17 protein-coding genes are annotated in these 19,236 nt (G+C 65.6%); 12 read left to right on the top strand and 5 right to left on the bottom strand.

The window, feature by feature from the left end; genetic code table 11:
* Positions 1-2: 2 nt before the first annotated feature.
* The 3 genes from ROH8110_RS01485 to ROH8110_RS01475 are packed head-to-tail and all read right to left on the bottom strand — an operon-like array spanning position 3 to position 2,817.
* Complete coding sequence (locus ROH8110_RS01485) at positions 3-1,142, bottom strand: mandelate racemase/muconate lactonizing enzyme family protein (protein WP_085816010.1); 1,140 nt, start codon at positions 1,140-1,142, stop codon at positions 3-5.
* Positions 1,139-1,882: a sulfite exporter TauE/SafE family protein gene (locus ROH8110_RS01480; protein ID WP_085816009.1), complete on the bottom strand. Its 744-nt coding sequence runs from the start codon at positions 1,880-1,882 to the stop codon at positions 1,139-1,141. The genes ROH8110_RS01485 and ROH8110_RS01480 overlap by 4 nt, the downstream gene beginning before the upstream one ends.
* Positions 1,879-2,817, bottom strand: a complete 939-nt coding sequence (locus ROH8110_RS01475; RefSeq protein ID WP_085816008.1) for a LysR family transcriptional regulator — start codon at positions 2,815-2,817, stop codon at positions 1,879-1,881. The genes ROH8110_RS01480 and ROH8110_RS01475 overlap by 4 nt, the downstream gene beginning before the upstream one ends.
* Before the next feature lie 167 nt (positions 2,818-2,984).
* On the opposite strand from ROH8110_RS01475, the gene ROH8110_RS01470 reads away from it, so the two are divergent.
* The 4 genes from ROH8110_RS01470 to ROH8110_RS01455 all read left to right on the top strand — a co-directional run bounded on the left by ROH8110_RS01470 (position 2,985) and on the right by ROH8110_RS01455 (position 7,634).
* Positions 2,985-3,962 (top strand): Bug family tripartite tricarboxylate transporter substrate binding protein, encoded by a 978-nt coding sequence (locus tag ROH8110_RS01470; RefSeq protein WP_085816007.1) that lies wholly within the window; start codon positions 2,985-2,987, stop codon positions 3,960-3,962.
* 75 nt (positions 3,963-4,037) lie between these two features.
* On the top strand, positions 4,038-4,529 hold the full coding sequence (locus tag ROH8110_RS01465) for a tripartite tricarboxylate transporter TctB family protein (protein WP_085816006.1): 492 nt from the start codon (positions 4,038-4,040) through the stop codon (positions 4,527-4,529).
* A complete protein-coding gene (locus ROH8110_RS01460) occupies positions 4,526-6,034 on the top strand; it encodes a tripartite tricarboxylate transporter permease (RefSeq protein WP_085816005.1) in 1,509 nt (502 codons plus the stop codon). The genes ROH8110_RS01465 and ROH8110_RS01460 overlap by 4 nt, the downstream gene beginning before the upstream one ends.
* A 1-nt stretch (position 6,035) precedes the next feature.
* Entirely contained in the window at positions 6,036-7,634 is a 1,599-nt protein-coding gene (locus ROH8110_RS01455; RefSeq protein WP_085816004.1) for a thiamine pyrophosphate-binding protein, read from the top strand.
* Between the two features lie 15 nt (positions 7,635-7,649).
* Here the strand turns inward: ROH8110_RS01455 and idi are convergent, their stop codons facing one another.
* A complete protein-coding gene (gene idi / locus ROH8110_RS01450) occupies positions 7,650-8,201 on the bottom strand; it encodes an isopentenyl-diphosphate Delta-isomerase (protein WP_085816935.1) in 552 nt (183 codons plus the stop codon).
* A 148-nt stretch (positions 8,202-8,349) separates the two neighbouring features.
* Between idi and ROH8110_RS01445 the strand changes: the two genes are divergently transcribed.
* The 7 genes from ROH8110_RS01445 (at position 8,350) to ROH8110_RS01415 (ending at position 16,836) form a co-directional block, all read left to right on the top strand.
* Complete coding sequence (locus ROH8110_RS01445) at positions 8,350-9,258, top strand: LysR family transcriptional regulator (protein WP_085816934.1); 909 nt, start codon at positions 8,350-8,352, stop codon at positions 9,256-9,258.
* Between the two features lie 95 nt (positions 9,259-9,353).
* Positions 9,354-10,805 carry an aldehyde dehydrogenase family protein gene (locus ROH8110_RS01440; RefSeq protein WP_085816003.1) on the top strand — a complete coding sequence of 484 codons (1,452 nt, stop codon included), beginning with the start codon at positions 9,354-9,356 and terminating at the stop codon, positions 10,803-10,805.
* Between the two features lie 5 nt (positions 10,806-10,810).
* Positions 10,811-11,806 carry a membrane dipeptidase gene (locus ROH8110_RS01435; RefSeq protein WP_085816002.1) on the top strand — a complete coding sequence of 332 codons (996 nt, stop codon included), beginning with the start codon at positions 10,811-10,813 and terminating at the stop codon, positions 11,804-11,806.
* 41 nt (positions 11,807-11,847) lie between these two features.
* Positions 11,848-13,410 carry a BCCT family transporter gene (locus tag ROH8110_RS01430; RefSeq protein WP_085816001.1) on the top strand — a complete coding sequence of 521 codons (1,563 nt, stop codon included), beginning with the start codon at positions 11,848-11,850 and terminating at the stop codon, positions 13,408-13,410.
* Between the two features lie 75 nt (positions 13,411-13,485).
* Entirely contained in the window at positions 13,486-15,180 is a 1,695-nt protein-coding gene (locus tag ROH8110_RS01425) for a hypothetical protein (protein WP_085816000.1), read from the top strand.
* On the top strand, positions 15,177-15,833 hold the full coding sequence (locus ROH8110_RS01420) for a DUF3726 domain-containing protein (protein ID WP_085815999.1): 657 nt from the start codon (positions 15,177-15,179) through the stop codon (positions 15,831-15,833). The genes ROH8110_RS01425 and ROH8110_RS01420 overlap by 4 nt, the downstream gene beginning before the upstream one ends.
* A gap of 142 nt (positions 15,834-15,975) precedes the next feature.
* Complete coding sequence (locus ROH8110_RS01415; RefSeq protein ID WP_085816933.1) at positions 15,976-16,836, top strand: DUF2189 domain-containing protein; 861 nt, start codon at positions 15,976-15,978, stop codon at positions 16,834-16,836.
* A gap of 67 nt (positions 16,837-16,903) precedes the next feature.
* Here the strand turns inward: ROH8110_RS01415 and ROH8110_RS01410 are convergent, their stop codons facing one another.
* A complete protein-coding gene (locus ROH8110_RS01410) occupies positions 16,904-17,869 on the bottom strand; it encodes an MBL fold metallo-hydrolase (RefSeq protein WP_085815998.1) in 966 nt (321 codons plus the stop codon).
* 195 nt (positions 17,870-18,064) lie between these two features.
* On the opposite strand from ROH8110_RS01410, the gene ROH8110_RS01405 reads away from it, so the two are divergent.
* A complete protein-coding gene (locus tag ROH8110_RS01405; RefSeq protein ID WP_085815997.1) occupies positions 18,065-19,120 on the top strand; it encodes a phosphatase PAP2 family protein in 1,056 nt (351 codons plus the stop codon).
* Positions 19,121-19,236: the final 116 nt, after the last annotated feature.

The raw sequence follows: 19,236 nt of genomic DNA, 5'->3' as shown, positions 1-19,236 counted from the left end.
GCTCAGCCCTTCGCCGTCTCTCGTGACAACGTGCGATAGCGCGCGATCTCTTCGGGCAGGGCTTCGATCCCCAGACCGGGCCTTGCCCCGATGACGAAATCGCCCCGTGCGGCTGGACCCTGCGCGAAGAACGCATCGCGCAGCGGGTTGTCATTGGCATCAAGCTCCAGCATCCCTGGCCCGCCCGCCGCCGCCAGCAGATGCGCCGAGGCCGCAAGGCCGATCCCCCCCCCAAGAAAATGCGGGCAATAATTCAGCCCCGCCTCCAGCGCCTCGCGCGCCACGCCGATGCATCCGCCGACACCACCCCATTTGGCGACATCCGGCTGCACCACCGCCAGCGCGCCGCCCTGCACCGCGCGGGTGAAATCCGCATGTCCGACGATGTTCTCGCCCGCCGCCAGCGGAATCGAAGAGGCCTGCGCCAATGTATGCCACGCATCCGCCGGGGCATCCGCGCCGATGGGTTCCTCCAGCCAGCCAAGGCCGAGATCACCCGCCGTCTCGACGAAACGCAGCGCCTCGCTCAGCGTCCAGGCCTGGTTGGCATCCGCCATCAGCCCCTCGCCTTCGCCCAGATCGGCGCAAAGCATGCGCAGATCCGCCATGTCGCGCATCGCATCGAACCCGATCTTGACCTTGAAGGCGCGAACGCCCGCCTCCCGCGCCGCCGCGATTGCATCGGTTGCCGCCGAAACATGCAGCCCGCTGGCATAGACCGGCACCGACTCGGCCGCGCCGCCCGGCGCCAGCATCTTGGCAAGCGGCACGCCCGCGCGCCGTGCCAGCAGATCGTGCGCGGCAATGTCGAGCCCTGCAATGACCTGCCTGAACGGCCCCCATTCACCGCATTGCAGCGCGCGCACATGGGTTTCCCGCGTCAACCCGGCCCATAGCTCCCCCGGCGCACCGACGCCGCGGCCCAGCACCAGATCAGCGATATCCTCAAGCAGCAGCCTTGCGCGATGCTCGGCCCCCGCAGACGGCCAGTTGGCGAAAATCTCGCCCCAGCCAAAGGCGCCGTCGCTGTCCTCGATGCGCACGAACACCGCCGGACGGTCGCGCATCACGCCGAACGACGTCGCCACCGGCCGCGTCACCGGCGCACGGAATACATCCACATTGATTCTCTCGATCGTCATATCAGCTCCCTCACCATCAGAATGAGTCCCGACAGGAAACACATGCCGATCAGCAACCGTCGGAACAGATCGTCGGGCAGGCGGCGAAACACCTCGATTCCGACCTGCGCGGCAAGCAGCGTCACCGGGATCGCGACCGCAAGGTAGATCACCATCTTCGCCGTGTAGACGCCCTGCAGCCAAAGCGTCCCCGTCGTGATGCTCAGAATTGCAACGTTGAAGGGCTGCAGGACCGCGCGGGTCGCATCCTTGGTCCAGGGGCGCATCGAACACCACATGGTCGGCAAGGCCCCCGACAGCCCCGTCGCGCCCCCAAGGATACCACCCAGGAACCCGACCCCCGAATCCACCAGCGGCGTGGGCCGCTGGAACCGCGGCAATGACCGGCGCAGGGTGAAGAACCCTCCATAAAGCAGCAGGAAGCCCGCGATCACCAGCTTGAGCGCGACCGCGTCGATGACCGACAGCGCCATCACCCCGAGCGGAATGCCCAGCAAACCGGGCAACAGGAACCGCATCAGGCGGCGCGGCTCGTCCCAGATCGCGCCGCGCACGACCCAAAGCCCCTGCAGGCCGCTCAGCACCGACAGCACCACTACCACGCCCACAGCCTGCGGCGGCGTCATGACATTGAGAAAGAATCCCAACGCGAACAGCGACGTGCCAAAGCCGGCCAGACCGTTGATGAATCCTCCCGCGGCGGCCCCGGCAATCACCAGGACGATCTCGTGCGTGGTCATGAAGCAGCGCTCCCGCTTTCGCTTGTGGTCACTTCGCCGCGCAGGGCGCCCGGCTCGAAGGTTCCGATCCGCACGCCTTCCAGCAATGCGTCCTCCATCCCCGTCATCACCCGGCTGCGCGGATTGTCACGCCGATAGATCAGCCCCAGGTGCCGTGTCGGCGCGCCCTCGCCCAGCGACAGGCGCTTGAGCGGCAGCGGGTTGCAGCTGCGCACGCAGCTTTCCGGCACGATCGAGACACCCAGATTCGCCAGCACCATGCTGGAAATCGCCTCCAGCCCCTCCAGTTCCATCGATTCATGCACCCGGATGCGCTCTTTTTGCAGCCAGGATTCGATCTGATGCCCGACCACCGCATCGCGGTTGAACCGGATGAACGGCTGCGTCGAGAGCAGCGCCCGCGCGTCGTCGCTTTCGATGTCCTCCGAAACCAGCAGGCGCAACGGCTCCTCGGCGATCTCGCGATACTCGAGATCGGGCGACACGACCATCGGGCGCGACACCAGCGCCGCGTCGATCGCGCCGCGCTCGACCTGCGACACCAGATGCGCCGTCAGGCCCGGAAACAGCCGCACATGCAGCTTGGGATATCCGGCCTTCAGCAGTGAAATCGCCAGCGGCGCCAGCCCGATCAGCGTGGTCGGCACCGCCCCCAGCATGACCTCGCCCTCAAGGCTTTCACCGCTGATGACCGAGGGCACGATATTGTCATAGGCGCGCACCACCTCGCGGGCGCGCGCGACGATGGCCCGCCCGGTCGGTGTCAGTTCCGGGGTGCGCTTGGAGCGATCGAACAAAGCGACTTGCCAATCGTCTTCCAATGCGCGCATCTGCTGACTGACCGCAGCATGGGTGACATGCACGGCATCCGCCGCGGCGCTGAAGGTCTTGTTCTCCTCGACCGCGATCAGCGTGCGAAGCATTCGGATGGACATGGATGTGCGCGCCCTTGTCATTTATTATAATGTTCGTTAGTTTTTCTAACGGTTTGTGTAATAGATTATTTCTTCTATTAAGTTCACCTTAAAGATATACGAAGTCAAGGGCCACGGAATTTCGTGCTACCATAGGCCCAAGTCATAGGAATCCAGGGAGGAGCAACATGACACTCAAGACAATTTTCACGGTCGGCGCATTCGCGGCCGGGCTCACAGCCACCGCGGCACTTGCCGAATATCCCGAACGACCCATCAACATGATCATTCCCTACGGCGCCGGCGGCGCGACGGATATCTCCGCGCGCACCATCGCCGAGCCGCTGGGTACGGCGGTCGGCAAGCCGCTGGTGATGGCCAATGTCACCGGCGCGGGCGGCGCGACCGGCTCGGTTGCGGTTCAGAACGCCAGCCCCGATGGCTACACCATGCTGTTCGCGCGTGTCGGGTCGCATTCGGTGAGCCCGGCAATGAAGGCCACGCTGCCTTACACGCTGGACGATTTCCGCTTCGTCACCGTCTACGAGATCAACCCGGTCGCCTGTGCCGTGAACCCCTCCTCGGGGATCGAATCGATGGAAGACCTTGTCGCCAAGGTCAAAGAGGGCGGCGTTACCTACAGCTCTTCGGGCGTCGGTTCGCTGCTGCACCTCGCCGGGGCGATGGTCCTGCGCGAATTCGGCATCGAAGATCCGCTCGAGGCAGCCACGCATATTCCGCTCAAGGGCGGCGGCGCTGCGGCCACGGCGGTCCTCAATGGCACCGCGACCTTCATCTGCACCAACTCCTCGGCGCTGGCCAGCTTCGTGGCGAACGAACAGCTCAACCCGATTCTCGTGACCACCGCCGAACCGGTCCCCGGTTTCGACGCGCCGACATCGGCCGATGTCGGCAAACCGCAGCTCGAGCAGCTTGTCGGCTGGACTGGCATCGCCGGTCCTGCGGGTCTGCCCGATGACGTGGCCGCGAAATGGGGCGAGTGGATGGCCACTGCCACCAAGGACGAGGATTTCCTCACGAAGATGACCGAGCGCGGCTCGGTGATCGAGCTGATGAGCCCCGAAGAAGCCAACGAATTCATCGAAACCCAGTACAACACCTTCCGCAAGCTGGTGGATGAACTCGGAATGCGTGTCGAGGGCTGACGCCCCGACACACCCAAAGCCAAATCCACGCCGGGCCGTCTGCGGTCCGGCGTGATCTCGCCAGGGAGGAGCGGCGTGACCAACAGGAGCGTTCAACTGCAATTGGGACTCGGGGCCTGCATCGCCTCGCTGTTCCTGATTTTCGTGGCCATACCGGGCTGGGTGGCATCGCCCACCAACGTGCGTAACATCATCTTGTCGCCACTGTTCTGGCCCTATGTGCTGGCCGGGCTGACCGGACTCACCGGGCTTGGCCTGCTGGCGGTCGGATGGTTCACCGAGGAAGACGGCGTGCCGCTCAACGACGCGGCCGACAAGCCCCACACCGCCTGGCTACGCCTGTTCGGGCTGGCCGCGATCATGGTGGTGACGATGCTGCTTCTGCCCCGGATCGGAATGGTCTGGACCAGCATGCTGGCCTTTGTCGCCACCGCCTTCACGGTGCGCACCCGCCATCCCATCGCAGCGGTGATCTGCGCCATCGTGATTCCGCTCGTCCTTTATGCATTTTTCGCCCATGTCGCCGGAGTGGCGATCCCGCAGGGCCATTTCGTGAGACTTCCATGAGCTTTATCGACAGCCTCCTTGCCGGCCTGGCCCTCGTGGGCAATATCGAGGCCTTCCTGGCGCTTGGCGCCGGGGTGGCGATCGGTGTGATCGGCGGCGCCATTCCGGGCATGTCGGCCACGATGGCCGTGGCGCTAACCCTGCCCTTCACCTTCGCGATGCAGCCCATCACCGGCATCCTTCTGCTGCTCGGGGTCTACAAGGGCGGCATCTTCGGCGGCTCGATCCCGGCGATCCTGATCAAGACACCGGGCACCCCGGCCTCCTCGGCAACGATTCTCGACGGCTATCCGATGGCCGAACGCGGCGAGGCGGGGCGCGCGCTCGGCATGGCGCTCTGGGCGTCCTGCACGGCCGACCTCATCTCGAACCTGGCGCTGATCGTCTTCGCGGGCTGGCTCGCCTCCTTCGCGCTCAATTTCGGCCCGCCCGAATTCTTCACACTGATCCTGTTCTCGCTGACCATCATCGCGGGCGTCTCGGGCGACAGCCTTCTGCGCGGCGCGCTCTCGGCTGTGCTGGGTCTGTTGCTGGCCACGATCGGGCTTGACCTGGTCTATGGCACCAACCGCTTTACCTTCGGCAGCCCCGACATGATGGGCGGGCTCAACTTCATCGCCGTTCTGATCGGCCTCTTCGCCATCCCCGAGATCCTGGCAATGGCCTGGAACCCGACGGCCCACCTGGGCAAGACGCGCTCGCTTGGCAACAAATGGGTCACGTTCGCCGATTACCGCAGGTGCTTCCGCTCGATCGTGCGCGGCAGCATGATCGGCGTGTTTCTGGGCTCGATCCCCGGCATCGGCGCTGCCCCCTCGGCCTTCCTGAGCTACTCCGAGGCACGGCGCAAATCCAAGAACAAGGCCAATTTCGGCAAGGGCGAGGTCGAAGGCGTCGCCGCTTCCGAGGCTGGCAATAACGGCGTCGCCGGGGCCACGCTGATCCCGCTTCTGGCGCTTGGCGTGCCCGGTGACGTGATCACCGCGATCATCATCGGCGCGTTCATGGTCCACGGGCTGCAGCCGGGACCGATGATGTTCGTCCTCAACGTGGATATCATCTACGGGCTGTTCATCGGCCTGATCGTCAGCTCGATCTTCCTGTTCTTCATCGGCACCGCCGCCATCCGCGGCTTCAAATACGTCGCCGACATCCCCAAGCGGCTGCTGATCCCGTCAGTCTTGGTGCTGTGCATCTACGGCGTCTTCGCGGTGAACAACAACATCTTCGACGTGGGCGTGATGTTCGCGATGGGCTGGGTCGGCTATTTCATGATGCGCTATCACATCCCGGCCGCCCCCTTCCTGATCGCCTTCATCCTCGGCCCGCTTCTCGAGGACAATTTCCGCCAATCCATGCTGATGTCCGGCAATGACTGGATGGTGCTGTTCCGCGGCCCGATCACCTGGTTCTTCTGGACCGTGACCATCATCACCGTCGTCGCGATCATCCGCGCGGGCTACCGCGCGGCACGCAACATCGGCGCAAACCGCTTGAAGGGCTGACATGACAGAAACACGCGGCGCAGACATCCTGGTCAGGGCACTGGCCGAGGCCGGAACCGATACGATCTTCGCACTCTCGGGCAACCAGATCATGCCGGTCTTCGACGCCTGCATCGACGCCGGGCTGCGCATCGTCCACACCCGCCACGAGGCCGCCGCCGTCTTCATGGCCGAGGCCCATGCCCAGCTGACCGGCCAGGTCGGCGTGGCGCTGGTCACGGCAGGGGGCGGGATCGCCAATACAGGCGGCGCGCTGTTCTCGGCCTCCGAATCCGAAACCCCGGTGCTGCTTCTCTCGGGCGACAGCCCGGTGGCACAGGACGGGCGCGGCGCCTTCCAGGAGATGGACCAGCTTGGCGTGACATCCGCGCTCACGCGCCTCTCGCTGCGCGCCACGCGCGCCGACGCGCTGGCCGATAATCTTGCCCGCGCTCTCGATGCCGCCGCTGGCGGGCGTCCCGGTCCCGTCCACATGGCACTGCCCTTCGACGTGCTGAACGATCCCGTCCCCGATGACGGCACCGCCACCATCGCGCGCCCGGCGCGCGACGTGCCTGCAGCGGACGATATCGCCAAGGTCGCAGCCGCCCTCACCAAGGCCAAGCGCCCGCTGATCATCCTCGGCCCCGCGCTCAACTCCACCCGCGCTCCCGGCCTCGCCGCGCGCCTGCGCGCGCAGACCGGCGCGCCTGTCTGCGCGATGGAAAGCCCGCGTGGCCTCAAGGATCCCGCATTGGGCCATTTTGGCGAACTCATCCCCGACAGCGACCTCATCGTCACCATCGGCAAGCGGGTGGATTTCACCCTTGGCTTTGGCGCCGGCGACATGAGCTGGATCTGCGTACAGGCCGACGCCGACGAGGCCGCCCGCGCCGCGCTGAACCTCAAGGACCGGCTGCACCTCGCGGTGCAGGCCTGCCCGCGCGCCTTTGCCGAGGCGCTGGCCGACCACGCGCAAGACGCGCCCGCCCGCGACGTCTGGTGCGCCAGCGTGGACGACCTGATCGAAGAGCGCCTCTCCGGCCCGCCTGAGGACGCCGACGGGCGCATCACCTCTGCCGGCCTCTGCATGGCCGTGCAGGCCGCGCTTGCGGCCCGCGCGCCAGCCGAAACGGTGGCGATCTGCGACGGGGGCGAGTTCGGCCAATGGGCACAAGCCATCCTGCGCCCCGACGCGCGCGTCATCAACGGCCCGTCCGGCGCCATCGGCGGCGGGCTGCCCTATGCCCTTGGCGCGCGCGCCGCGCGCCCCGACGCCGCGATCGTGGCCATGATGGGCGACGGCACCGTCGGCTTCCACCTGCCGGAATTTGAAACCGCGATGCGGGAATCCCTGCCCTTCGTCGTGGTGATCGGCAATGACCGGCGCTGGAACGCCGAACACCAGATCCAGCTGCGCAATTACGGGGCCGAGCGCCTGATCGGCTGCGAACTGAGCGGCGCGCGCTACGATCTGGCCGCCGCGGGGCTCGGCGCACATGGCGAATACGTGACCCGTCCCGACGATCTGCCGGCGGCGCTCGAACGCGCCTTCGCCGCGGGCAAGCCCGCCTGCGTCAATGTCGAGATCGCCGGCTTGCCCGCGCCCTCCGGCCACTAGCGGCCAAGAGGCCCGTCAGGCAAAGATCTGCGCGGCGTGCTCTTCGAGATAGATGCGCAGCCAGGGCGTGAAGCGCCCCGGCTCGTCACGGGTCCGCGCCGCCAATTCGGCAAGATCCACCCATTCGGTATCCATGACCTCGTCGGGGTTCGGCGCAACCGCGATACGTTCCGCCACGCGCGCCACGAAGATATCGACCAGCTCATGTTCGATCATCCCGCTGCCCACATCGGCGCGGTATTCCACCTGCGCGCGGTGATCCAGCTCCAGCCCGGTGATGCCCAGTTCCTCATCGAGACGGCGCACCGCGCAAACCTCCGCCGCCTCGCCCCAATGGGGATGCGTGCAGCATGTATTCGCCCAAAGGCCCGGCGTGTGATACTTGCCAAGCGCCCGGCGCTGGATCAACAGGTCCGCCCCCTGCAGGACAAAGACCGATACCGCCTTGTGCCGCAGCCCCCGGCGATGGGTCTCGATCTTGCCCACCGGCATCAGCGCGCCATCGACCCAGGCCGGGATCGCACCGCTGTCTTGTGGCTGTTGCGTCGCTGAGGTCTTGGGGGTCATCACGCGTCTCTCGGCTTCGGTCGCGCGCTTATAACCACCCATCCGCCCCAAGGCCAGCACCCAGCCGCCGCTCTGGACGTGCGCAGCGTTCCGCCCTAAACTTCAATTCAACCCGATGTTCCACCCCTACAATCCAGGATGATTGAACTTGGCCATCAAACTCGAAATGCTGCGCTGTTTTCGCACCGTCGCCGAACAGGGAAGCCTTGCCGATGCCGCCGAGGTGCTGGGGCGCACCCCTTCGGCCGTATCGATGATGCTGCGCCAGTTCGAGGACCATATCGGCGCGCCGCTCTTTGAAAGCGCGCGCAAGTCGCGCCTCACCCCGCTGGGCGAGCTGATCTTCTCCGAGGCCCGGCGCGAGCTGGCTCATTTCGACCGCACCATCGCCGCCATCGAAGGCATCTCGCGCGCCGAGGCGGGCCACGTCCGGCTTGCGGTCACGCCCTCGGTCGGGCAGGTCATCATGCCCCCCATCCTGCGCGCCTACATGGCCGCCCATCCCGGTGTCCATATTGACATGCGCGACGGCGATTCCGCCTCGGTTCAGGACGAACTGAGTGCAGGGCGCGCCGATATCGGGCTTGCCACGCTGGGGCCGATCCCTGGCTTCACACGCAGCCTTATCTTTACCGACCGGTTCGGTGTCGTCTGTCCCTCCGGTCACCCGCTGGTCGAGAACTGGTCGCGCCTCAGCTGGGCCGACATGGACGGGGCCGATTTCATCACCAACGGGCTCTGCCAGCACATCACCGACGAAAGCGTCGCCCCGATCCTCGACGCGGCGCGCCTGCATGTAGCCAATACCGCCTCGCTTCTCAGCATGGTGCGCGCGGGCGCGGGCGTCACCCTCCTGCCCGAACTCGCCTTGCAGCAAAGCGAAGGCGGGCTTGTCTTCCTGCCCCTCCTCGACAGCAGCGCACGGCGCGAGGTCTGGATGCTGACGCCGCCAGATGACCTCATGACTCCCGCCGTCAAGGCGCTGGCCCTCGCCATCAAGCGCGCCGATCTGCCCGGCTCTTCCGCGCCGCCCGACGCGAAACTTAAGTCAATCTGAATTTTGCTTCAAATGTTTGCGTTTGCCTGAAATCGCCTGACGTGGCCTTCTGTCCGCCATCAACTTGAATGCGCGACTCAGGACAAGGGCGAACCATGACCGAGACGAAACTCAACCATATCGCGGGCGAATGGGTCTCCGGCGGCAGCGAGATCGAAAACCGCAACCCTTCGGACCTCAGCGACCTTGTCGGCCGCTTCGCGCAGGCCACGCCCGATCAGCTCGACACCGCGCTCGACGCCGCCATCGCGGCACAGGCCGAATGGGCCGCCTACGGGCTCGAGCGCAAACAGGCCGTGCTCATGTCCATCGGCACCGAGATGATGGCCCGCGCCGAGGAACTGGGCACGCTTCTCAGCCGTGAAGAGGGCAAGCCACTCGCCGAAGGCAAGGGCGAGGTCTACCGCGCCGGACAGTTCTTTACCTATTACGCCCATGAAATCCTGCGCCAGCTGGGCGAAAACGCCGACAGCGTGCGCCCCGGCATCGAGGTGGACATCCGCCGCGATCCCGTCGGCACCGTCGCCGTGATCAGCCCCTGGAACTTCCCCACCGCCACCGCCAGCTGGAAAATCGCCCCCGCGCTGGCCTTCGGCAACGCGGTGATCTGGAAGCCCGCCAATCTCACACCCGCATCCGCCCATGCCCTGACCGAGATCATCACCCGTCAGGACATCCCCAAGGGTCTCTTTCAGCTGGTCATGGGTGCAGGGCGCGACGTGGGCCAGCGCCTTGTGGAAAGCCCCAAGGTCGATGCCATCTCTTTCACCGGCTCGGTGCCCGTGGGCAAGGGCATCGCCGCCGCCGCGATCGGGAACCTGACCCGCGTGCAGATGGAGATGGGCTCCAAGAACGCGCTCGCGGTGATGGATGACGCCGATCTCGATCTTGCCGTGACGCTGGCGCTTGGCGGCGCCTTCGGGGGCAGCGGGCAGAAATGCACCGCCTCCTCGCGTCTGATCGTGCATGACGCCATCCACGACGCCTTCGTCGACAAGCTGGTCGCGGGCGCGAAGGCGATGAAGGTCGGCCACGCCCTCGCCGAGGGCACCCAGATGGGTCCGGTGGTCAGCGAACAGCAACTCGCCGAGAACCTCGCCTATGTCGAACTGGGCAAGTCCGAAGGCGCCGAACTCGCCTGCGGCGGCGCACGCCTCACGATGGAGACCGAGGGCTATTTCATGTCGCCCGGCGTGTTCCTCAACACCACCAACCAGATGCGCATCAACCGCGAGGAAATGTTCGCGCCGCTCGCTTCCGTGATCCGGGTCGGTTCGTATGACGAGGCCCTCGCCACCGTCAACGACACCGACTTCGGGCTGGTCTCGGGCATCGTCACCCGCAACCTTGCGCGCGCCACCGATTTCCGCCGCAAGGCGCAGACCGGCGTCGTCACCGTCAACCTGCCCACCGCGGGCACCGATTACCACGTCCCCTTCGGCGGGCGCGGCCTCAGCTCCTATGGTCCGCGCGAACAGGGCACATACGCGCGCGAATTCTACACCAGCGTCAAGACATCCTACATCGCGTCCGGAACGCCGGAGTGACCCGCATGAGCCCCCGCATCGATTGCCTGCAATATGCCAACTGGTCCGAAAAGATCTTTCGCCAGATGCGCGAAGGCGGGCTCGATGCGGTGCATGTGACCATCGCCTATCACGAGACCTTCCGCGAAACCGTTCTCAATATCGAACGCTGGAACCGCTGGTTCGAACAATATCCGGACCTGATCTTTCAGGGCGAATGGGCCAGCGATATCGACAAGGCCCGCGACAGCGGCCGCACCGCGATCTTCTTTGGCGCGCAGAACCCCTCGCCCATCGAGGACGATATCGGCCTCGTCGAGGTGCTGCACAAGCTGGGCCTGCGCTTCATGCAGCTCAGCTACAACAACCAGTCGCTACTGGCGACGGGCTGCTACGAGGCCGAAGACCCCGGCATCACCCGCATGGGCCGCCAGGTCATCAAGGAAATGAACCGCGTCGGCCTGGTGGTCGACATGAGCCATTCCGCCGACCGCTCCACCATCGAGGCCGCCGAGATCTCCGAACGCCCCATCGCCATCACCCATGCCAATCTGCATTCTTGGCAACCCGCCCTGCGCAACAAGCGCGACGACGTGCTGCGCGCGGTGGTGGAAAACGGCGGGATGATGGGCTTCTCGCTCTATCCGCATCACCTGCGCGGCAAATCCGACTGCACGGTGGATGATTTCTGCGCCATGATCGCCACCGCCGCCGAACGCTTCGGCGCCGAGCATTTCGGCATCGGCAGCGATCTTTGCCAGGACCAGCCCGACAGCATCGTCGAATGGATGCGCGTGGGCCGCTGGAGCAAGGAAATCGACTATGGCGAAGGCTCTGCCAGCGCGCCGGGCTTCCCGCCCCAACCCGCCTGGTTCCGCGACAACCGCGACTTCGGGAATATCGAAAGCGGGCTGCGCAAGACCGGCTTCAGCGACTCCGAGGTCGCCGGCCTGATGGGCGGCAACTGGCGCCGCTTCTTCGAGACGAACTTCATCCCGGCAAAGCCAACGCCGGACATGTAAGGGCCAACGCGCCCACCACGGTCATTCGCAGGGAGGAAAGAATGTCCGAAACCACCCACACCGACGCCAGCCGCCAAGGCGGCCTGCACCATATTAACAAGCCGCTTTTCGCCGTGACCGGCGGCTTCATCGCGCTGTTCTGCCTGATCGCGCTTTATGACCTCGACATGCTCTCGTCGATGGTCGACTCGAGCTTCGCCTTCTCGGCCAGGTATTTCGGCCTCTACTGGCAGCTCCTGCTGCTTGGCACCTTCCTGATGGGACTCGTGCTGGTGGTGCTGCCGGGCAGCAAGGCCATCATGGGCGGACGCGACACGCCTGAATTCCCGCTCTTTCAGTGGGGAGCCATGATCATGTGCACATTGCTGGCCGGGGGCGGCGTGTTCTGGGCCGCGGGCGAGCCGATGGCGCATTTCCTTTACAATCCGCCCTATTTCGGCGGCGACGGCCCGACCGAGGCCGCGGTCAATCCCGCCCTCGCGCAGAGCTTCATGCATTGGGGCTTTCTTGCCTGGGCGATCCTCGGGGCTCTGACCACGGTGATGCTGATGCATTACCACTATGAAAAGGGTCTGCCGCTCTCGCCGCGCACGCTGCTTTACCCGGTCTTCGGCGATCGCGCGATCAATGGCCCCATCGGCCTCATTGCGGACGCCTCCTGCATCATCGCCGTGGTGGCGGGCACCGTCGGGCCGATCGGCTTTCTCGGGCTTCAGGTCAGCTACGGGCTTAACGCCCTCTTCGGCATCCCCGATGCCTTCGGCACGCAAATGGTGGTGATCCTCGGGCTGGTGGCGATCTATACGATCTCGGCAATGACCGGCCTCTCCAAGGGCATCCAGATCCTCAGCCGCTTCAACGTCATCCTGGCGGGGCTGTTGCTGCTGTTCATGCTGATCGCCGGGCCGACCATGTTCATCCTCAAGGGCTTCTTCGGCGGCTTCACCACCTATATCGGCGATTTCTTCGGCATGGCGCTCTATCGCGGCGAGGCCGGGCTCTTCGGCGATCCGGGCTGGCTTGGCTGGTGGACGGTGTTCTTCTGGGGCTGGTTCCTCGGTTACGGGCCGCTGATGGCGATGTTCATCGCGCGGGTGTCGCGCGGCCGCTCGATCCGCTCGATCATCATCATGCTCTCGATCGTCGCACCCATCGTCACCGCCTTCTGGTTCACCATCGTCGGCGGCACCGGCATCAGCCAGGAACTGTCAAATCCCGGCTCGGTCTCGACCGCATTCGAGGGCTTCAACCTGCCCGCCGCCCTGCTGGCCATCACCCAGCAATTGCCGATGGGCTTTCTCGTGTCGGTGCTGTTCCTGATCCTGACCACGGTCTTCGTCGCCACCACCGGGGATTCGATGACCTATGTGATCTCGGTCGCCATGTCGAACGAGGACATCCCCTCGCTGCCGGTGCGTATGTTCTGGGGCGCGGCGATGGGCGTAATGGCCCTGATCCTGATCTACACGGGCTCCGGCGGCGTCGGCAAACTGCAAAGCTTCATCGTCGTCACCGCCGTGCCGGTGTCGCTGGTGCTGCTGCCCTCGCTCTGGGATGCGCTGCGCATCACCCTCGCCAAGGGCCGCGAGGCCGGCGGAAACTGACGCCAGAAAACGGGGCGGCCCTTTCGCGGGCCGCCCTATATCGTTCACAATGGGATGACAAAGGGAGGCCCCAGCATGGAACAGCACCAGGGCATGACGGTGCCGCCCCGTGACCCCGATCAGGTGATGCGCCTTTCACGGCTCGGCTCGTTCCATCAATCCCGGCTCAGCTTCATGCGCATCCTTCTGCGCCGCATGGAATCCGAATCCTGGCGCTTCGAGCGCCCCGTCTTCGACATCGACGCGGCGGGCACCGGGCGCGCGGTCTATACAGCCCACGGCCCCGAACACAGCTATTCGCTGGTGGCCTTCGCCAATGACCTGCCCGCCGATCAACGCTCGGACCGGGTGATCGCCACCGCATGGGACGCCACATTCGCGCTGTTCGACGGTGTGCCGACCACGGCCGATCTCGACCGCCTGGAACAGAACGTCCCCCGTCAGGAGGCCGGCCGCATCACCGAAAGCGAGCTGTCGCTCAGCCGCGCCAACCGCTCGGTGCGGCTGTGGGATCATGTGGTGGAACGACTGGCCGCGGGGCAACAGCCCGACCGCACCACGGTCGAAGAGGTCGGCTATCTCATGCGCACTACCGCCGTCTACGGCTCGGGCAAATTCGGCGCGGCGGATCGCGAACGCACCGCCGAGCGTCCCGAATTCCAGCCCCCTTTTCAAATCGAGATGCTTTCGGTCTACCTCACCCGCGCCTTTGTCATGGACCTCGTCGAACACATGGCTTTGATGCGCGCACCCGACACCGCCACGGCACTTGATCCCGACCTGCGCCGCCGCTTCGGCATCGGCAATTCCACCGGCCTCGGCATGGCGCCCTTCCTCGTGACGCACCCGGCTCTTCTCAACAACTGGATCGGCGCGCGCGAAGAGGCGCTGTCGCGTATCCGCTCGCTCCCCGGCGCCAGCAGCAGCGAGGCCGCAAGCCTGCGCGCCTTCGCGCGCCGCGCCGCCGCGCATGTGGGCGAATGGCACTCCGAACACCCCGCACAGATCGCCAAGCTCGACGCGCTCGGCGCCGACATGCAGGCGCTTCTCGCGCATCTCGAGAGCGCCGATCTTTGCGCGGATCACCCCTGGAACCGGCTCTGGCTCTGGGGCGAAAACGCGCTCTCTCTTGAGGGGCAGGAATTGCTGGCCTCGCTTCTGCTTGAACCCTACCCGCATCTCGTCGACGGGCTTGCCAGCTGCATGGCGGCGGATGAATCCGCCACATGGCGCATCGACGGGGCGATGTCCGTGGCCCGCCTGCGCGAACTGGTCGAACGCATCTATGGCTGGGCGCTCGCAACCGACTGGAACGATCCCGCCGCGCAGGCGCGGGTCTGGTATGTGTCCGAAGAAAAGCTCGAACCGCGCCTTGGTGAGCGCTCCACCGAGCCACTCGAACCCTATGAACAGCCGCTCTGTCCGGGGCGCGACGCCGCGCGGATGCATGCCGACCTGGCCACCACGCGCGAAACCACCGTCGCCGGGTTCCTCATGCGCCATCCCGAACACCGCCACATCCTGCGCCGCGCCCAGATCGCCGCGCGCCTGCCCTATGCCGAGATTCGCGACAACACGATCGACGCATCGGTGCTGCCCATCGACATGCTCCGCATGAAACTCAGCTTCTTCGGCGCCAGCCATTTCGACCCGCGCTCGGATCGCTGGGTGCGCATCAACATGTATCAGCACGCCCCCTTCCCGCATGAACTGGGCACGCGCTCGGGCGACGACTGGGCCTATCCATTCCTCAACGGGGCGGTGTCATGACCTGGTCGCTCAACGAAATCGAGACGCTCTCGCGCAAGGCGGCACGCGGCGCGGGACTCAGCTGGGGCCTCGCCGAAGAGGCCGGCAAGGCCACTCGCTGGCTTGCCGCCGCCGGTCTGCCGGGGCCGCAGGTGCTGGCCGATCTGCTGACGCGCAATGACGGGCGCGACTACGAAACCCTCTGCCCGCACGAAGAGCACGAAGGCACCTGGATCGCGCGCGGCGGCACGCTCTGCCCGCTGATTTCCGGCGCGGCGCTCTCGGATCACGCCGGGCGGCTGGCGCAGGGCGACGCGCTCACCCTGGGGCGCACGGCCTCGCCGATGCTGCTGCTTCCCTATCTCGACGCCGCCGCGCAGCTTTCGGGGCGCGACATCACCGTCAGCTGGGATGGCGTCACCGTCGCCTGCGGCCCCGCCATGCGGCCCGATCCGGGCGCCGGGGCGGCGCTCGGCGTCGCCATCGTGGACAGCGTCACGATCAAGAGCACCCCTTCATCGGGCAACGCGACACCCCGGCCCGCCCAGGGCCGCGCCGATATCGCCCCCGAAACGGCGGCCCGGCTCGACGCGTTCGCGCGCCGCACCTATGCACCCGAAACCCCCGAAAGCCGCCTCTCGGGCGCGGGCGCGGGCCTGACCGACAACGACTGACCCCCGGTCCCGAAATCGTGACCCCAAAAAATCCGTGGCCGTGTTAAGCTTTGGTCTGTGCGGGTCTCCCGCCGCTGCCCGAGTCCCGCCCAGATCGCCCGGCGCGCATATCGCGCCCGAATGTGCAGAATTGGAGGGCAACATGGTCAAGACAATCGGAAATCCATTCACCTGGGCCGCGCAAGGCGTCTCGCATATGGGACATGCCGCGCGCGATGCCACCGCCGCCCTTGGCAGCGAAGTCACCGAACCGCCCGAGGTCAACGCGATCACGCCCCGCGACCTCGGTATCGCCCTGCGCAAGGGCTATCGCGATTTCACCCGCTTTCGCAGCGACGTGATGTTCGTCGTGCTGCTCTACCCGATCATCGGCCTCTGCCTTGCGGCGCTGGCCTTTCATGGGGCGCTCCTGCCGATGCTGTTCCCGCTTGGTGCAGGCTTCCTGCTGCTTGGCCCCATCGCCGCCATCGGCCTTTACGAGATGAGCCGGCAGGGCGAAGACAACGACGATGTCGGCTGGGGCGCCGCGCTGTCGGTGCTCAGGGCGTATAATATCGGCCCCGTTCTGGTGATGACCTTCTATCTTCTTGCGCTGTTCCTGCTATGGATGGCGGCTGCGATGCAGATCCACGCATGGACCCTCGGCCCCGGCATGCCCGCCAGCGTGACCGGTTTCGCCGCGCAGGTCTTCACCACCGAGGCGGGCTGGACCATGATCGCTGTCGGCATGGGGGTCGGCCTCGTGTTTGCCGCCATCGTGCTGGTAATCAGCCTCACGGCCCTGCCGATGCTGATCGACCGGCATGTGGGCCTGCCGGTGGCCGTGGCCACCTCGGTCAAGGTGGCGCGCCGCAACCCGTTCACCGTGGCCGGCTGGGGCCTTCTGGTCGCGGTGGCGATGCTGCTGGGAACGCTGCCGTTCTTCCTGGGGCTGATCGTGGTGCTGCCGATCCTCGGCCACGCCACCTGGCACATCTACCGCGCCGCGGTGCCGCGCAGCTGACCCTGGCCGCAGGCCTTAAAAGAGGGCGCACCGGATCGGACCGGCGCGCCCTTTTCATGTCTCGCCTTCAGAACTGCCAGAGCGCGGGAACGAAGCGATAGACATCGCCGTCGCGCTGCACATGCCCCACGCCGGGGAAGGGGAAATGATAACCCAGAACCGCGATCCGGTCCGCGGCCGCCATGTCCAGCAGGCGCTTGCGCGTCGTCACCGTCTGTTCGCCGTCACTGTCGAAGTTGTTGTACCATTCGGGATGGGCGAAATTCGTATAGGCGTGGCTCATCGCATCGCCCAGCGCGATCAGCGACTGGTCCCCGCTGTCCACCCGCAGGCTCATATGCCCCGGCGTGTGACCCGGCGTGTCGAACATGGTCAGGCCCGGCACCACCTCGTGCCCGTCCTGCACCAGGGTCCATTCCGCACCGTCCACATTGATCGAATTCACCGCCCCCAGCACGAACTGCTGGTCTTCTGCGGGTACGCGATCCACCAGACCGTCCTGCATCCAGTAATCGTGCTCGGCCTCGCCCATCAGGTATTGCGCATCCGGGATGATCGCCTCGTCGAACCCGTCGCGGATGCCCCAGATATGATCGGGATGCGCATGGGTGATGACCACATGGGTGATCCCGTAAGGATCGATCCCCGCCGCCTCCAGGTTGCCCATCAGCTTGCCGGTATGTTCCATGAACCGGTTGCCCGACCCGACATCGACCAGCACCTTCGCATCGCCGATTTCGACGAACAGGTGGTTGGTATGCGAATAGCCCAGATCGGGCGACAGGAAATGGCGCTTGAGAAACGCCTGCACCTCGTCGCGATCGGCGTTGACGCCAAGCCCGTCCGTGGGCAGGCGGAAATACCCGTCCGAAACGATGGTGATGCGCGCATCCCCCACCGAAAAGCGGAAATGCGCCGGGTTGGTGCCCTCCGGCGCGCCCAGCTCGGCGCGTGCGGCGGCAGGCATCGCGAATGCAGGCGCGGCCGCGGCCATTTTCAGAAGATCGCGGCGCGTGGGTCTGAGCAACGTCATGAAATTCCTCCCTTGGTTTTGGCCAAGGATAGTGCCCGCATGCATTTACGCAATGGATTTCGTGAATATGAATGCACCGATCCGCCAGATGCGCGACGAATGCGAAACCGCCCCTGAAACGTCACACTCCTTTCGCTTGACTGCCGCATCGCCCTGCCAGGCAACGCCCTGACGCCACGCCAACGGGAGAGCCCGATGCCTGACGCCTCATACCTGCCGCCGCGCAGCCAAACCGTGACGCAGGGCTTGCAGCGCAACACGATCCTGCTCGGGTTGGTTGCCTGCCAACTTGCGCTGGCATCGGCGATATCGGCCATCGCGGGCGCACCCTTCGATGATTCGACCGTGACGACGCTGCTGCTTCTGGCCACGACGCTGGTGCCGCTTTTCATGGTCGTGCTGATGGTTGCGCATTTTCTGCACCTTGCCCTCCTTCGCCGCCCCGGCCGCCCGCTGCAAAGCTGGCTACGCGACATACGGATCGTCGCGCTTGATCCGCGCCGCCTTGGGGCTGGGCTTCTCTCGCTGCTTCTGGTGGCGATCTTCACAAGCGCCTTTGCCGATGCCAAATCCAATATCGCTCTGATCCAGCCATTCGCATGGGATCCCTGGCTGGCGACCCTCGACCGGTGGCTCCATTTCGGCCACGATCCCTGGGTCTGGCTGCAACCGCTCTTTGGCTCGCCGCTGGCGACGACGATCCTGAACGCCAACTACCATTTCTGGCTGTTCATGATGCACTTCATGATCTTCATGGCCTGTTTTGATCGTCACGAACGCGCCCAGAGCGCCCGCTTCATCTTTGCGCTGCTGCTCGGCTTTGCGCTTGGCGGCAATGTCCTTGCGCTCGTCCTGTCCTCGGCGGGGCCGGTCTATTTTCAGGCGTTCGGCTTCGGCCCGGATTTCGCGCCGCTGGTGCAGGGGCTGCGCGCATCCGATCAGGTCAGCCCGGTCTGGGCGCTCGACGTGCAACGCACGCTGCTCAAGGGCTTCAACGACGAGACAACGGTCAGCGGCATCTCGGCGATGCCGTCCATGCATGTGGCCAGTTCGGTGATCATGACGCTCTATGCGTTTTCGTGGCGGCGCTGGGCGGGGTGGCTGCTGGTGCTGTTCAGCGTGCTGATCGTGCTCGGCTCGGTTCATCTGGGATGGCACTACGCCGTTGACGCCTATCTGGCGATTCCGCTGGCTCTGGCCTGCTGGTGGCTCGCCGGACGGCTCTGCCGCCTGCTCGCCGACCCGGCCTGAGCGCGGCAATGCACCCGCCTTGCGCTGCGCTGCGCACCGGCCCGTGAAAAAACGCCGCTGCCGCGAAAACGGCCCAATCGCGCCGGGACACTGTCACGATCCTTCAGCATATAACC

The organism is Roseovarius halotolerans, from assembly GCF_900172255.1.
Lineage (GTDB): Bacteria > Pseudomonadota > Alphaproteobacteria > Rhodobacterales > Rhodobacteraceae > Roseovarius > Roseovarius halotolerans.
Note: the sequence above shows the minus strand (reverse complement) of the source record. Positions and strands in the feature narration are given on the sequence as shown.